At 43.7% G+C, this 15,018-nt stretch carries 18 protein-coding genes and 2 tRNA genes; 13 read left to right on the forward strand and 7 right to left on the reverse strand.

Annotated elements, in window-relative coordinates:
• Positions 1-27: 27 nt before the first annotated feature.
• On the reverse strand, positions 28-192 hold the full coding sequence (locus tag AAFF35_RS16940) for a hypothetical protein (protein ID WP_342327715.1): 165 nt from the start codon (positions 190-192) through the stop codon (positions 28-30).
• 198 nt (positions 193-390) lie between these two features.
• Between AAFF35_RS16940 and AAFF35_RS16945 the strand changes: the two genes are divergently transcribed.
• Positions 391-463: transfer RNA gene (locus tag AAFF35_RS16945), tRNA-Lys, on the forward strand.
• Positions 464-745: 282 nt separating this feature from the next.
• Here AAFF35_RS16945 and AAFF35_RS16950 read toward each other — a convergent pair.
• Both AAFF35_RS16950 and AAFF35_RS16955 read right to left on the reverse strand, forming a co-directional pair.
• The gene (locus AAFF35_RS16950) at positions 746-1,618 is read right to left on the reverse strand and encodes a helix-turn-helix domain-containing protein (protein ID WP_342327716.1); all 873 of its coding nucleotides are present in this window, start codon (positions 1,616-1,618) and stop codon (positions 746-748) included.
• A 121-nt stretch (positions 1,619-1,739) separates the two neighbouring features.
• On the reverse strand, positions 1,740-2,648 hold the full coding sequence (locus AAFF35_RS16955) for an alpha/beta hydrolase (RefSeq protein ID WP_342327717.1): 909 nt from the start codon (positions 2,646-2,648) through the stop codon (positions 1,740-1,742).
• A gap of 350 nt (positions 2,649-2,998) precedes the next feature.
• Here AAFF35_RS16955 and AAFF35_RS16960 point away from each other — a divergent pair, with 350 nt between their 5' ends.
• On the forward strand, positions 2,999-3,793 hold the full coding sequence (locus AAFF35_RS16960; protein ID WP_342327718.1) for an SDR family oxidoreductase: 795 nt from the start codon (positions 2,999-3,001) through the stop codon (positions 3,791-3,793).
• Positions 3,794-3,885: 92 nt separating this feature from the next.
• On the opposite strand, the gene AAFF35_RS16965 is transcribed toward AAFF35_RS16960, so the two are convergent.
• Positions 3,886-4,251: a helix-turn-helix domain-containing protein gene (locus AAFF35_RS16965; RefSeq protein WP_342327719.1), complete on the reverse strand. Its 366-nt coding sequence runs from the start codon at positions 4,249-4,251 to the stop codon at positions 3,886-3,888.
• 138 nt (positions 4,252-4,389) lie between these two features.
• Here AAFF35_RS16965 and AAFF35_RS16970 point away from each other — a divergent pair, with 138 nt between their 5' ends.
• The 10 genes from AAFF35_RS16970 (at position 4,390) to AAFF35_RS17015 (ending at position 11,069) form a co-directional block, all read left to right on the forward strand.
• Positions 4,390-4,713: a nuclear transport factor 2 family protein gene (locus tag AAFF35_RS16970; protein WP_342327720.1), complete on the forward strand. Its 324-nt coding sequence runs from the start codon at positions 4,390-4,392 to the stop codon at positions 4,711-4,713.
• A 145-nt stretch (positions 4,714-4,858) separates the two neighbouring features.
• Positions 4,859-5,947: a Gfo/Idh/MocA family oxidoreductase gene (locus tag AAFF35_RS16975; RefSeq protein ID WP_342327722.1), complete on the forward strand. Its 1,089-nt coding sequence runs from the start codon at positions 4,859-4,861 to the stop codon at positions 5,945-5,947.
• A gap of 55 nt (positions 5,948-6,002) precedes the next feature.
• Entirely contained in the window at positions 6,003-6,455 is a 453-nt protein-coding gene (locus tag AAFF35_RS16980) for an SRPBCC domain-containing protein (RefSeq protein WP_342327723.1), read from the forward strand.
• Positions 6,436-6,768: a metalloregulator ArsR/SmtB family transcription factor gene (locus tag AAFF35_RS16985; protein WP_342327724.1), complete on the forward strand. Its 333-nt coding sequence runs from the start codon at positions 6,436-6,438 to the stop codon at positions 6,766-6,768. The genes AAFF35_RS16980 and AAFF35_RS16985 overlap by 20 nt, the downstream gene beginning before the upstream one ends.
• The gene (locus AAFF35_RS16990; RefSeq protein ID WP_342327725.1) at positions 6,768-7,388 is read left to right on the forward strand and encodes an SRPBCC domain-containing protein; all 621 of its coding nucleotides are present in this window, start codon (positions 6,768-6,770) and stop codon (positions 7,386-7,388) included. The genes AAFF35_RS16985 and AAFF35_RS16990 overlap by 1 nt, the downstream gene beginning before the upstream one ends.
• 20 nt (positions 7,389-7,408) lie before the next feature.
• On the forward strand, positions 7,409-7,876 hold the full coding sequence (locus AAFF35_RS16995) for an SRPBCC domain-containing protein (RefSeq protein WP_342327726.1): 468 nt from the start codon (positions 7,409-7,411) through the stop codon (positions 7,874-7,876).
• A gap of 379 nt (positions 7,877-8,255) precedes the next feature.
• Complete coding sequence (locus AAFF35_RS17000; protein ID WP_342327727.1) at positions 8,256-9,113, forward strand: chromate resistance protein ChrB domain-containing protein; 858 nt, start codon at positions 8,256-8,258, stop codon at positions 9,111-9,113.
• A gap of 43 nt (positions 9,114-9,156) precedes the next feature.
• The gene (locus tag AAFF35_RS17005; protein ID WP_342327728.1) at positions 9,157-9,684 is read left to right on the forward strand and encodes a hypothetical protein; all 528 of its coding nucleotides are present in this window, start codon (positions 9,157-9,159) and stop codon (positions 9,682-9,684) included.
• A gap of 10 nt (positions 9,685-9,694) precedes the next feature.
• Positions 9,695-10,876, forward strand: coding sequence for a chromate transporter (locus AAFF35_RS17010; protein WP_342327729.1), 1,182 nt, complete (start codon positions 9,695-9,697; stop codon positions 10,874-10,876).
• Between the two features lie 120 nt (positions 10,877-10,996).
• A tRNA-Lys gene (locus AAFF35_RS17015) sits at positions 10,997-11,069 on the forward strand.
• A 110-nt stretch (positions 11,070-11,179) separates the two neighbouring features.
• Here AAFF35_RS17015 and AAFF35_RS17020 read toward each other — a convergent pair.
• Positions 11,180-11,632: a VOC family protein gene (locus tag AAFF35_RS17020; protein ID WP_342327730.1), complete on the reverse strand. Its 453-nt coding sequence runs from the start codon at positions 11,630-11,632 to the stop codon at positions 11,180-11,182.
• A 251-nt stretch (positions 11,633-11,883) separates the two neighbouring features.
• Between AAFF35_RS17020 and AAFF35_RS17025 the strand changes: the two genes are divergently transcribed.
• Positions 11,884-12,453, forward strand: a complete 570-nt coding sequence (locus AAFF35_RS17025; protein WP_342327731.1) for a dihydrofolate reductase family protein — start codon at positions 11,884-11,886, stop codon at positions 12,451-12,453.
• Between the two features lie 36 nt (positions 12,454-12,489).
• Here AAFF35_RS17025 and AAFF35_RS17030 read toward each other — a convergent pair whose 3' ends face one another.
• Complete coding sequence (locus tag AAFF35_RS17030) at positions 12,490-13,404, reverse strand: S1/P1 nuclease (protein ID WP_342327732.1); 915 nt, start codon at positions 13,402-13,404, stop codon at positions 12,490-12,492.
• Complete coding sequence (locus AAFF35_RS17035; RefSeq protein WP_342327733.1) at positions 13,401-15,017, reverse strand: S8 family serine peptidase; 1,617 nt, start codon at positions 15,015-15,017, stop codon at positions 13,401-13,403. The genes AAFF35_RS17030 and AAFF35_RS17035 overlap by 4 nt, the downstream gene beginning before the upstream one ends.
• Position 15,018: the final 1 nt, after the last annotated feature.

Genomic DNA, 15,018 nt, shown 5'->3' on the forward strand with positions numbered 1-15,018 from the left:
AAAAACTGTTTTACTGTTAATTTATTATTACATATCTACGTTTAAAGTATCATAAAATGAGAATACACTGATAAAATTCAAAGACAGTATCGCCATAAACAACAAATCCCAAAGATTTACCATCCAGTCGATTCCAAATTTATCCGTAAACATTCCGAAGCTTTTCGACCAGAACGTTTCACTCAAAGACATTCCCAGAATTTAACTTTGAACGAGATGACATGACCTTGTCTTTGCTCATTTGTTTTTTAGGACCAATCCCTAAAAACGAGGAAGATAATACCACACAGCACTAAACGGGCAATTTTTATTCAAAATATTTTCATTTTCATTAGGGAGATTAAACAAAAAATGATACCTTCGCGCCCTCTTCAATGATAAAAAGGAGATGATTCCGTAGCTCAGCTGGTAGAGCATTACACTTTTAATGTAGTGGTCCTGGGTTCGAATCCCAGCGGGATCACGAAATGTGATACAATTCTTTAGAAAGAATGTATCACATTTTTTTTGCTTTAAGAACCTTTAAGTCTGCGGGTTAGAATTTCCATTAGTTCAACGCACAAGCGACACTGCTTGTCCCTCTTTTTGAGACCTCGAACCACACGGCCATGTCTTTACAATACTGATTTACAGCAATTTATTTTTTATTTGTCACTTATTAACGGTCAATGAAACAAAAAAGCACCAATATCCCCCTGGTATTCGAACCATGGTTAAGCACCTACAGGTCGGCTAGCAACAAATATTAAGCCTGATCCGGCTCATGTGCACCTAGATATTTTTTCCTGAAGCCGGAAGGTGGCTCGCCGGTCTTTATAAAAAATAGCCTGCTGAAGTAGGCGGGATCGTCATAGCCCAGGGCATAGGCAATCTCCTTTGCCGTCCAGTCGGTATGTACCAACAGCCGCTTTGCCTCCAGAATGATCCTGTTCTTGATAATGTCATTTGGCTGGGGGAGACTTAGTCGCTTGAATCTGTGGGTGAGGGTCTTTGGCGCAAGTAAAAGCATGTCAGCGTAGTCGGCAACATTGTGCTTTTCCTTGTAGTTCGCTTCAACGAGTTGGGTAAACTTCCTGAAGAATTCAAGGTCGGTGCTGGGCCTTGATGCCATTGCCCCGTCCAGATGCTGTACCTTCCATAACCGTGTCGACTTGATCAAGAGCTGTTTGAGGTAGGTCCTTATCATTTCTTCCAGCGAGCTGTCCCTCAGTTCAAACTCATCCTGAATCCTGGAGAAGAGGTACTCAATGAAGCTAGCATCCTGCTCAGGTATGGTTGTCATGGGCATGTTATTGATGTTATTGAACAACAGCCCGTCACAGGCAACCTCCTCATCGTGCAGCTGGATGCAATAAAAGTCACGGTTATAGAACACAAGAAATCCCGGCTGTCCGCCCAGTTCATCAATGCTGAGTACCTGATTCGGGCTTATGAAGAATAGCGTGGGGCCGTCCGTGCTGTATATCTTGAAATCCACCTTTATCTCAAACCCCTCGTTGAGGTATAGCACCTTGATATAGGATTTATAGGTTTCAGAATTGATATCTTCAACACTGTCCGAATCGATATGAACCATTCCAATGGTCTTAAGGTTTACGTCAAAGATGCGCTGTTTCATGATAGGGCCGGTTAATAAGTACTTAAAATAAAATTACCATTCTTGTTGATAAATTCAATTTGGGGTTAAAATAAAAATTACCTGCAGCCCTAGTTTGAGAACCTGCAGGTAGCTCTTACCTCTATTTCTTTGCAAACTTTTCAAGTTCTGAGTTGAACTTGTCCATCTCTTCCACAAACAGTGCATGTCCGCTTTTCTCGAACCTCACGATGTATGAATTTTTCAGGCCCTTGTGCAATTGTTCTGCATGGGCATACTCGATCAATTGATCCTTCACCCCCTGGAATATGGCAACGGGAATTGTGATGTCCTTGAGCACCGGACGAAGGTCAAGCTCTCCAAGGGAAGCAATGGATTCGGTAACCGCATATGGACTTGCCGACAGGTTGATGCTCTCCAGCCATTTTTCTGTATTTTTGGGAAGTGTGGTACCCTCGGCCGCGAATGCTGCTCCCAGACCTGCGATCAGCTCCTCCCTGCTGGTCATGGTTTGCTTGATCAGTCCGGCAGCATTCTCCTCAGATATTCCGTAGCTGTAGCCTGGGCGCTGTTTCCAGGATGGTGCCGCTGCTCCAAAAAGGGCCAGTTTGCTAATATGCGCCGATTTGTATTTGTTTACATAATGGATGCTTGCAGCTCCGCCCATTGAAAATCCACCCAGTACGGCATTCTCGATCTTTAGGGCATGAAGGACGGCATAGATATCATCCGAAAAAACGTCAAAGTCGTACTTTCCATAGGGTTTGTCAGATTTACCGAAACCACGTAGGGAAATCCCGATCACCCTGAAGCCCTTCCTCACCAGGTACTGGTATTGGTACTGGTACATTTCATCGCTCAGTGGCCATCCGTGGATCAACACGATCGGCTGTCCATCTCCAAGGTCTGTTACGTGAAGTTTTACACCAGGCTCAACCTCAACATATTCTGCTCTTCCGACAGAAGCTGGAACTCTTTTGGTTTGTGAAAATACCGATTGGCTGGTAATTAATGTCATGATCAGGCAGGTTGTTAGAATAAGAGTTTTCATTTTTTTATTTTTTTAAATGGTTTAAAATACTTGTTGTTTGTTGACCATACAAAGGTGGGGAGAATGCTGGGCGTAAAGAATGGACATACGGACAACTGTCTTGTACATTTTTCCCATGATTCAGATTTATATTCCAATCCGCGGTCCACAATCGACTAATGCTTGGATTTATAGCGGTCCGGCGATTCTCCAACTTATTCAAATGCTTGAGCAAATATGTGGGGCCAATTCAATTTTTGCAATTACGGAAATACGAATTGCATAGGGATAAATCAGCCCCTATACGAATCGTAATGCCGTACTTGTGCGGAACTGTTGTATAGCTGAATTTTGTGCAAAAGAATTATACAATGGAAAACAGATTAAACTTCAAAAACGAACTACATGGCAAGATTGCCCTGGTAACTGGCGGGACCAAGGGAACTGGAAAAGCGATCGCCGAAAGGCTAATGGCAGCGGGGGCTAAAGTGATCATAACCGCCAGGAACCAACCAGCGCAACTTGATGAAGATTTACATTTCATTTCGGCCGACCTGAGCAGACCAGGAGGAACCGCCAGGTTAATTGCCGAAATATCGGAGAAATTTGGGAAACTGGACATTCTGATCAACAACCTCGGCGGATCAGAAACCCCAGCAGGTGGTTTCGTCAGCCTGACCGACCATCATTGGGAGGAGACCATAAATACCAATTTGTTAGCGCCCGTAAGATTGGACAGGGGGTTTTTGCCGCAGATGATTGCGCAACGGAGTGGTGTCATCATCCACATCGCTTCCATCCAGGGCAAACTGCCATTATACGACAGCACGCTTCCCTATGCGGCGGCTAAGGCAGGACTGATCAACTACAGTAAAAGTCTGTCTAACGAAGTTGCCCCGAAAGGGGTCAGGGTACTGACGGTTTCTCCGGGCTGGATCATGACCGATGGTTCCAAGAGAATGATGGAGCGAATTTCTGAGAACGGGGACATCACTATCGAACAAGCTACCCAAAGCGTGATGGATGCACTTGGGGGCATTCCCTATGGACGGGCAGCTATGCCAGAAGAAGTTGCAGAACTGGTGGGCTTTCTGGTATCCCCAAGGGCCGGTTATCTGACCGGAACAGAATTTGTGATCGACGGGGGCACCATACCTACCATATAAAATATTGATTTCCCACCCCAGGCTGCTGCCAGGGATGAAATACGCGCTGAAATAACCTAAATCATCTGGTCTTTCAATTGAACCGCATTCGATTAAACATGGTCTGGATATCCCTTTAATATTACCCGCCTTAACCTGTCCTGATACTCATCTCCCCACAGTCCGATGGAGGTGAGTACGGGTATCAGCGTCTTGCCGAAATCAGTGAGTGTATACTCGACTTTTGGAGGCATTACCGGGTAAATCGTCCTGGTCACCAGCTCATGCTCCTCAAGTTCCTTTAACTGGATGTTGATGACCCGGCGGCTTGCATCTGGTATCTTTCGTTGCAGTTCGCTCGGACGCAGGTAGCCTTCGTTGATGAACCACAATAGCCTGATTTTCCACTTGCCATAAAGCACCTCTCCGACCAAGTCCAGTCCGCAGTTGAGGTTGGGAAAAGTTTTTTTCTCGTACATGTATCAAAGATATGCATAGGCTCCCTAACAATCAATACGGATAAATTATTCCCTATCTGAATCGTAATACCCTTATTGCAGCTTAGACAAGTACTACCGAAATTTGTACATTAATAAGTTAATCTAAAAATAAATATCATGAACTTGCCAAAATTAATAACCGACCTAGTTAAAGCACAGAATAGCCACGATGGCGCAGCCTATGCTTCCCTTTTTTCAGAAAATGCCGTAGTATTCGATGAGGGAAAGACACATACCGGAAAAGAGGCAATCCAAAATTGGATCGAAAAATCAAATGAGGAATATCAGAGCGTACTAAAACCGATCAGCTATAAAAACAGCGACAATGGCTCGGTACTTGAAGCTGAGGTTTCAGGAACATTTCCAGGTAGCCCGGCAGTCCTGCACTTTAATTTCACGTTTCAGCACGGCCTGGTCGGATCGCTGAAGATTACCGGATAGGCACCAGCGCAGGGGCAATAACCTGCCAAAACAAAAATCACGAACCGATCAGTCCATAGCAATGACGCAATATGAATTGTCCATATCCCAATTAAATTAAAAACAGCCAGCACAGTCCTAACTGTGCTGATTTAATTCAAGCAACATGAACAAACAAAAGATCCGTGTAGGTTTTATCGGGCTTAACCCCGACAGCCACTGGGCAGCAGCGGCCCACTTACCGGCGTTAAGGTCATTAGCTGATGATTTTGAGATCGTGGGTGTGGCCAACCGCAGTTATGAAAGCTCAAAAAAAACAGCCGGGGCCTTGAACCTGCCTCATGCCTTTGAGAATACGCAATCATTGGTAAGTTCCACGGAGATCGACCTGGTCGTGGTAACGGTAAAAGTACCCTATCACTTTGAACTGGTCAGCGCAGCTTTGAATGCCAGCAAACATGTTTTTTGTGAATGGCCTTTGGGGAACGGAGTTGAGGAAGCCAGGAAACTGGCCGAGCTGGCCAGTCAGAAAGGAGTTATTGCTGCAATCGGAACACAAATGCGCCACGCGCCTGAGGTGACCTACCTGAAACAGCTTATCTCAGATGGTTATGTAGGTAAAGTATTATCCACCACCCTAATCGGTGCCGGCGGTAGCTGGGGAAATGAAACAACAGAGGATCATTACTACCTCTACGATCAGGCCAATGGCGCAACGCTGCAAGCCATACCTTTAGCACATACCCTGGCAGGCTTAACGGAGGTTCTTGGCAGTATTGACCAATTATCGACCCGAATGCTCACACAGTTTGACCAGGTTAGGATTATCGATACGGGAGATTTAAAGCGGAAGAACACCCAGGACCAGTTATTAATACATGGAACATTGAAAGGCGGTGCCGCCTTATCGGTGCATTATCGTGGTGGTATAACACGCGGCACTAACTTATTATGGGAGATCAACGGTACAGAGGGTGACCTGCAAGTAACCGGCGATAATGGCCATGGCCAAATTGTTCAGCTGACTATTAAAGGCGCGAAAGGTGAGGAAAAAGAGTTAAAAACACTTACCCCGCCTGCCAGTGTCTACAATGGGTGGCCGTCGTTTTCAGGAGCACGTAATGTTGGTCACCTCTATGCACTTATCGCTGAAGATATCCGGACAGGCTCACGAAAAGCGCCAGATTTTCAAGATGGGGTTGTTCTTCATGAATTGATTGACAGGATAGAAAAATCATCACATAATAAAAATTAAATTTGCGTAACTCAGAAGTTACTTATATATTTGAGTAACCTATAAGTTACTCATTATGGCAAAAGTTATTAAACACCAATATTTCTTCGCCCACCCTGTTGAAACAGTTTGGGAGTATTTAACCAATTCCGACCTCATGGCACAATGGCTCATGAAAAATGATTTTCAGCCTGTATTAGGTCATGAATTTCAGTTCCGGACCGGCGGCAAAGCCAACCTCAATTTTGACGGCATCTTTTATTGCAAGGTGCTTGAAATTGAATCTTTAAAAACATTAAGCTATTCCTGGAACTGCGGCCCTGGTGAGGGTAAAATCACACTTGAATCGGTCGTAACCTGGAAACTTGCACCCAAGAACAACGGTACGGAAGTCTTTCTGGACCACCGCGGCTTCGATAAAGCAGAAAATCTGGACATGTACCATGCCTTGCTACACGGCTGGCTAGAGAAATTCCAAAACATTGAAAAACTTTTAAATACAGAACCACATGGCGATACCAACGCTTGATACCTTCCAGGTGATCGGGGATCCGAGCCGAAGGAAGATGCTATTCCTCCTTTCGGAGGATAGTTTGACCATTAACAGCCTGGCAGATAATTTCGATATGAGCCGTCCAGCTGTATCCAAGCATGTCAAAATACTGGAGACTGCCGGATTTATTTCTATCCAGGATGTAGGCAGGGAGCGCCACTGTATGCTGAAAAAAGATGGCTTTGAAGAACTACAGGCCTGGCTGAACTACTTTGACGAGTTCTGGGCATCGAAACTGAAAAAGTTGGAGATCTTATTAAATAACAAACTACCTAACCAAGGACAATAATGATCGCATCAAATTTCACAACAGCCCTTTTGACCGCATTATTGCTCTCAAACTGGAACAATAACCCAATGCAAATGACCGAAACCAAGTATCAGGTCAAAGTAACCCATTTAAAACAATATGATATGGAAAAGCAAGATTACACTGCCTCCATTTTAGTGGAGCAGAACCCAAAAACAGCTTTCGAAGCGATCAGCAACTTTCGTGGTTGGTGGTCTGAAGAAATAGAAGGCCGGACAAATAAATTGGGCGAAGTATTCGTCTATCACTACAAAGACGTCCATATATGTAAAATTAAGCTCATAGAAATGGTCCCGTATAAAAAATTGGTTTACGAGGTTCTGGACAATCAGTTCAGTTTTACAAAGGATAAAACCGAATGGATCGGCACTAAACTCATTTTCGATATTTCTACAGAAGGAGCTAAAACAAAAGTAAAATTCACACATCAAGGCCTGGTCCCGGAATATGAGTGTTACAAAGTTTGCTACGATGCCTGGGGGAATTATATTAACAATAGCTTATACCGCTTAATTGCTACCGGCAAGGGAAAACCTAACCCTAAAGATGTTGATGGCTTTAATGCCGAGTTAGCAGACAAATGGAAGATCAAACATTAAAAACCCTAATAAGACCAAATATGAAAACACATGATTTTACAACTACCCTATCGGTAGACCAAAGCCCGGAAGAAGTGTTTAATGCCATTAACAATATCCCTGCCTGGTGGTCGGAAGATTTTAAAGGCCATTCGGAAAAATTAAATGATGAATTCGAAGTCCGCTTTGCAGACATGCACTATTCCAAACAAAAGTTAACGGAAATAATCCCGAACGAAAAAGTAGTATGGCTCGTTACCGACAGTTATTTAAGTTTCCTGGAAGATAAAACCGAATGGACCGGAACTGAGATCCGCTTTGAAATCTCGAAAAAAGAAGGCATAACACAGGTGCATTTTACACATGTTGGTTTAGTACCAGAAAGTGAGTGTTATAAAGACTGCTTCAAAGGCTGGAATTATTTCCTGCAGAACAGCTTATTAAACCTGATCATCACAGGTAATGGACAACCACATCTAAAGAATGATGTTCTGGTAAAAACCGAATGAAAAATGATTTTAAGCTGGTGGTAAGCCATCGGCTTAACTTTCATCTCGCCTCATTCTTATATTTTTCCATGTTTCAATTGCCCAATTGAAGTCCTCCTCTTCATCAAAATATATAGCAACCTGTAAAACCTGTTCGTCTATAATTGAAAAGCCATAAATGACCCTAGAACTTTTATTCTCATCATCGTCCTGTATCATATCAGAAAACAAACGAGGAGCAATCATGTTAACTGCTCCTCGTTTGTTGTTGCTAATTAGTTGTATTTTGGGTTAGTTTTCCTGGATCTTTGTGTCTCCATCTTTACCTATTCCGGAAAAATGGAGACAAAGGTAACCCTGTTAAAAATAATGCTAAGTTTGATATACAATTTATAGATCAATGAACTGGATCACACGTGAAAGACCAAAAATAGACCGAATAGCCTGTCCCTGGCTAATCAAAAATTTCATTGATAAAAATGCCGTTTTCTTTTATGTTCCATTTGACCAGGTAATTGATAAAGCTGCTGAATTAGATGCGATTCCATTTGATGTTCCCGGTGTTGAACTCAGTCATCAAAAAGATCAATGCACTTTTGATGCACTGATCAAAAAGTACAAATTAAATGATCCTGCAATTGATGTAATGGCGCCCATAGTGAGGGGTGCTGATACTGATCAACATCACTTATCCAGCCAATGCTCCGGTTTATGGGCAATAGCCGCTGGCATGGCTTATAACATTAAAGACGATCAGGACCTACTACAGGCCGGAACAATTATTTATGATGCCTTATATACATGGGCAAAACATCTTCAAAATGTAAAACATACGGAAAGCCCGGTTGAACAGCTATTGGTTGATGTTTATCAGAAATTCATTAAAAAGGGAAATACTGGCAAAATACCTGCATGGGCAACTGAACTGAAAACCATCATACAAGATCAGATTGACACCAACCTGACCTTGAGTTTAACAGGGATTTCCCAGGTATTAAATGTAAATCCGGCCTATGTTTCCAGAGAATTTTCCAAATATTTTGAGAACCTGTCCTTTGGCGAATACATTAGAAAACTGAGGATTGATAAGGCGATTGCATTCATTGAAACTTCGGACTATTCCTTATCTGAAATTGCCTACCTGACCGGCTTTTCTGATCAAAGCCATTTTACACGCATTTTTAAACTTGAAAAGGGCTTAACCCCTTCGGCATACAAAAAGAGTATATTAAAAGGTAAGATACATCCTAATAGTTAAAACCATTCTATTTTATCTTGCAGAACGGACGTAGTCTTGTGTTATGCAAACTACAATTGACAAAACCCAATTTGTTATCCTATTTTTAGGTAGCCTTCTCTTTTCCATTACCGCTTATCCCCAACAAACACCCCTGCCAATTTACCCCAAAATAGCTGGGTACATTGGCATTGTCCATCCCATTGCTACTTTTAGCGCTGATGGAACCCATACAAATTTTAAAGACAGTTATACCGTTGGAATGCCCATAGGCATTAACATCTGGAAGAGTGCTAAAATCGGTTTCAGCAGTGAAATTGTCCCCTTCGTGAAAGCCACAGGTACTGGAAGTAAAGTAAACAATGTATTGTTCCATCCCGGTGTACTTGTTGCATTGGGTAATGGCTTTACGTTTGCAGGTCGTGCAGCATTTGAAACCTCCGGCAGGTATGGCGTAACTCCTGTTTTAAATAAAATAGTAAAGAAAAATGAGGGCAGCAGCTATTTCATTGCCCTTCCCTTACCTGTCCGTTTTGGCAATGACCTTCCCTCCTCTTTGGGTATAGGTTTTCAGTTTGGCATCTCATTTTAAAGCGACATTTATGGAAAAAGAACAGATCATTAAACCTGCTTATTCAAGAACTCAACTTAGTACCTACTTTTTAAAATTAGGCACCTGGGGTTTTGGTGGCCCTGTTGCACTTGTAGGCTACATGCACCGTGATTTGGTAGAAAACAAGAAATGGATTACCGACGAGGAATACAAAGAAGGACTTGCGCTGGCACAACTGGCGCCAGGACCATTGGCAGCTCAACTGGGCATTTACGTAGGATTTGTGCACTATGGTTTAATCGGCGCGACTTTAGCCGGACTGGCTTTTGTACTTCCTTCTTTCGTCATGGTCGTACTGTTGGGCATTTCGTATAAATTGTATAGTGGTTTGCCCGGAATGCAGGCGGTATTTTATGGGGTAAGTGCATCTGTAATTGGCATTATTGCTATTAGTGCTTATAAGCTAACCATTAAATCAATAAGTAGTCTCGATTTGGCAGCCATAAAATCTAAATGGCTCTTATGGTTTTTCTATCTGGTTGGTGTTGTAGTGACTGTGATCACCCGGAGGGAAGACATTTTACTTTTTGCCGGTTGTGGTCTAATCTATATGGTGGTTAAATCACCCCCTAAATGGGTCAAACGCCAGGCTGCTGCACCATCAGTAATTTTAATGGGCTTAGGATTTTGGAACTATGAAGGAAAGACCCTACAGGAGATCGGCTGGTTCTTTCTAAAGGCAGGTGCCTTTGTATTTGGGAGTGGCCTTGCGATTGTGCCTTTCCTGCACGGCGGGGTAGTTCAGGAATTCGGCTGGCTTACGGAGCATGAGTTTTTGGATGCTGTGGCCGTAGCGATGATCACACCCGGTCCTATAGTGATCACTGTTGCGTTTATTGGTTATCTCGTTGCTGGTTTTCCCGGAGCTTGTGTCGCTGCCCTTGCCACTTTTTTACCTTGTTATATTTTTACTGTAGCACTGGCACCTTCCTTTAAAAAAATTGCCAGGAACACCAGCATCAAAGCATTTGTTGAGGGGATTACAGCGGTAATTATTGGTTCGCTACTGGCTGCAGTAATTATTATCGCTATGCGGGCAATTATAGATATTCCAACCGCATTGATCGCTGTGTGTAGTATGCTGGCGCTGATCTTCCTCAAAAAAATAAAAGAGCCTTACCTGATTATAGTCTCGGCTGTGATCGGATTAATCCTAAAACTGTGGATATAAGACCAATAAAAGCATAACCAGTGACCTGCTTCTGTCATTGCAGATTGAATTTTCATTTTTATTAGGGAGATTAAACAAAAAATGATACCTTCGCGGCCTCTTCAGTTATAAAAAGAAGATGATTCCGTAGCTCAGCTGGTAGAGCATTACACTTTTAATGTAGTGGTCCTGGGTTCGAATCCCAGCGGGATCACTTAAGGAGGCAATCAATTTTGATTGCCTCCTTTTTTATTGCAACCAACTCCTTGTTTTACAGCATATTACTGAAAGAAGATTTCCTGAATAACCAAATAAAAGCGAGCATCATTGATGACCAAGTTGTTCCGCCAAACCGATTAACAGCCCGTCTTTTGCCCGAATGTAGCAAAGCCGATAGGAATCCCCGTACTGAACCACTTCTCCAACGAGCTGAGCGCCATGCCTGATGAGTCTCGATACCACTTCGTCAATATCCTCAACGGTAAACATAACGCGCAGATAACCCAGCGCGTTCACAGGAGCATCCCTATGATCGGAAATAGTAGCTGGAGTTAAAAATCGGGAAAGCTCGATCCTGCTATGACCATCAGGGGTAACCATCATCGCAATCTCTACATTCTGAGTGCCCAATCCGGTAACGCGACCAGCCCATTCTCCCTCGATCGAAGCCCGCCCTTCGAGCTTCAGTCCTATCTCTGTGAAAAAAGAGATCGCCTCATCGAGGGATTCTACAACGATCCCAACATTGTCCATTCGCAGTAATTTATTTTTCGCCATGGTTTTGTTATTAATAACAGTCCTAATAATTAATTGAATTTCATACATTTAAGCTTACATCCAAGCCGTTCTTTCACTAAAGTTACGCATAACTTACAAAGCTACCCATCGCGCAATTTGTATATTCATCAGATGCCTTTTATCTCTTTTCTGCTATGGTTATTTACCCCCCTGATATTGTCGGAATTGCACCCCACCTATGTATCTGATCTGCCTTAAATTTGGTTAATCATTAAACTAATACTTATAAAATGAGAAAAATTAGAATCTTCGAGCATACCTCTCTTGATGGTGTTATCGAGCACGACAAAAACTACGCTTACGGCGGATGGACAGCACCTTATCGTACCCCTGCCGGGATGGCGATGCTTCTTGAAGCCTACGGTACAGGTTTCGACCTGCTGCTTGGTCGTAAGACCTACGACGAGTTTTTGGGATACTGGCCAAATGCCGGAGACTTTCCGATGGCCAATGCTATAAACGCCGCAACAAAATACGTAGCCACCCACAGGCCTGAAAGCCTCGAGTGGGGACCAGTAAAGGACTTGGGCGAGGACATTATAGCAGAGCTTCGAAACATCAAATCGACAGAGGGCCCTGACCTGGTGCTTACCGGAAGTATATCACTAACGTCTGTGCTGCTCGACGCTGGATTGATAGATGAGGTGATCCTGATCGTATACCCGGTACTACTGGGCAAGGGCAAACGCCTTCTTTCAGACAACTTTGACGCCCGAAAACTCGAATTTGTGAGCACCGCAAGCACGCCAACAGGAGTGTTGCTCAATATTTACCGCCACCTGGAATCGCTGAAAAGCTGATTTCCCATTGCTGCGGTAAATATTATAAAGGAATGCTTACTTGAAAATTTCGTTGACCATTAATGCAAGACGTTGGGAACCTAGTACAAGTTGCTCTGCCACCAGGGGTGCACACCTGGCATCATATCCTTTTTTACCTTCCCATGCCAACCGAAACTTCTTGCCTTCCTTTTTACTGATACTTAATGATTGATAAGCAATCCTGCTCTTTAATACAGAATCTAAGGCCCAATGTTCTGCCCATTGATCAACCAGCCCTTCCGGAGCAATAACTTTGATTCTTGCAGCGATCTCCGAAGGTTTACCTTCAGGAATAATTGAATCCCAATAGGAATGTAATGTGGTATCCTTATCTAAGGATAAAATTAAATTATTACCTCCATGGTCACTTTTGTCTGTAAGCCCTTTTTGTACGATCACCTCGGGATCACTAAGCAGCTCAGGCTTTTCGGATTCATAATCCAGGTAACCGCAGGCAACATGTAAAGGCTGATGCAGGTCGCCAACAAGATGAGTCAGCCAACGCAGTGCATTGACCTTGCTCATGATGTTTAGGTTTCCCTGAAGTATTTTCACTGATTTACCGATCATCTGAACCACATCGGTATCATTTGTAAATGCGGCATATTTCACACGGTCATATCCCGAAACACCAAGAGGAAGATCCACAAAATGCCAGGCCTTATGCTGCGGGCCCGGGAAATCCTTCAAAAATTGTTTCGTATCATCATCATCCGGCCCCTCTCCTTTGATCTCATCTGCCCAATTTGCGATCTCCCCGAGGCTGTTCTGGCCTAAAGGACTTAAAATACCGGCAACTGCAGCTCTTGCTTTATCGCTAAGCCTTTTGTCTGCCTCCACGGCGATATATTTATGCCTCGATGGCCCAAAAAGTTCTTCTGGACTAACAGTCAGGGGACTCACCTGTGGATCATTTGTAATTGAGTTCATGGTTGTATTGATTTAAATATGAAATTAATTGCTTCTTCAGCGTTTACACAGCCATAACCGAAATGGACAGAATGACCATTGTCAAAATCGGCCGGCTCTCCGATTTTTCTTGCGGTTTCCTTTAAGATCTCCTTCACGGCTCTGGCAGTCAGTTTGGGATTTAAGGATAATATTAACCCACATACACCAGATACCAATGGCGCAGCACCTGAAGTTCCTCCAAAGCCCCTGAAATAATCTCCGACATCATTTCCTGCAAAATATTCAACACCCTGAAAAGTAAATTTACCCCTTACATCAGCTGTCAGCAGCCCTCTTCCTCCCTGACCATCACTAGGGGCACATACGGTGATCTCCTTCCCATAATTGGAATAAGCTGACCGTTCATCACGGCTCGTACAGGCCGCAACGGATATGACATTCGGATGTATTGCAAAACCATTGACGGTTTCCTTTTGTGGATCATTGACATCCGTATTTGAATTCCCTGCGGCAAATACAATTACACAACCCAAACCGTTGCGCCCTTTATTTGCACATTCTTCTATAGCCTCTAACTGCCTTGTGGAAAGCACATAGTTAGCCGCGGATGCACACCAGCTGCTGTTAATAATCCAGGCGCCATTTCTCATGGCATGAAAAAACCAATCTTCGATCGCATCATCATTGATATTTCCGCCCCACCTGATCGGCATTAACCTGCAATCAGGAGCCACTCCTACGATTCCAACATCATTATGACTGCCAACGGCAATGCCGGCACATGCCGTACCATGATAATCCCCCTCATATTGTGTCATATACTTTGGTGTCGGATCGGCAGTCTTCGTCTGAAAATCCCAGGGTGCCACAATTTTCCCCGGGCCGCTCAGATCGGGATGCCCCAGGTCAAAACCATCGTCAATGATTGCGATCACACACTCCGGGTTTCCAAAAGATCCCATGATCTCCCATGCCTGTACGACACGCGCATCTGCCCCTGCTTTAAGCCCTAAACTGCTCCCAAACTGTAAACCTTTATTCTGAAGATGCCATTGTTCCTTAAAAAGCGGATCTGCGGGTGGATCGAATTGCGCGAGCTTACCTGGTGTAGAAAGGTCAGGTTCAGCCAGCGTTATGTTTTTCATATGCTGCAGCTCGAGCGCCACTTTTAAGGGATTGGGAGATTGTGGCGTTACCGAAACGATAAACGTTTCCTCATTTTCGGTTCCTTCCCTTTCTTTTATCCTGGATTCCACTACCTGAAGGTGGAAGCTGTCGATAACAAGTTGTTTCTCCGCTTCAGTGACAGCGGGATCAAACCTGAGGGTAATCTTTCCGGTCGGGATGTATGGAATGCGGCTCTGTGGCGTATGATAGACATGTGAACCGACATTGATCATCTCATGTTCCCGCAATTGGTCTAATGTGAAATCTATATCCTTCGGACCTTTAATATTGATAATATGGAATCCTGCCAATACCTTGCTGGTATCCACCCAGCTCATCCCTTCGTCCATCGTTGGAAGCACCGCCTTCAGATCGCTGATACTCTTCGTTCTCAGTCCGATAGCGTCCTCACTTTTTTCAAGCGATATCGTAGAATTTCCACGCTTTAAGATGACACTATCCATA

The organism is Pedobacter sp. FW305-3-2-15-E-R2A2 (genome assembly GCF_038446955.1).
Lineage (GTDB): Bacteria > Bacteroidota > Bacteroidia > Sphingobacteriales > Sphingobacteriaceae > Pedobacter.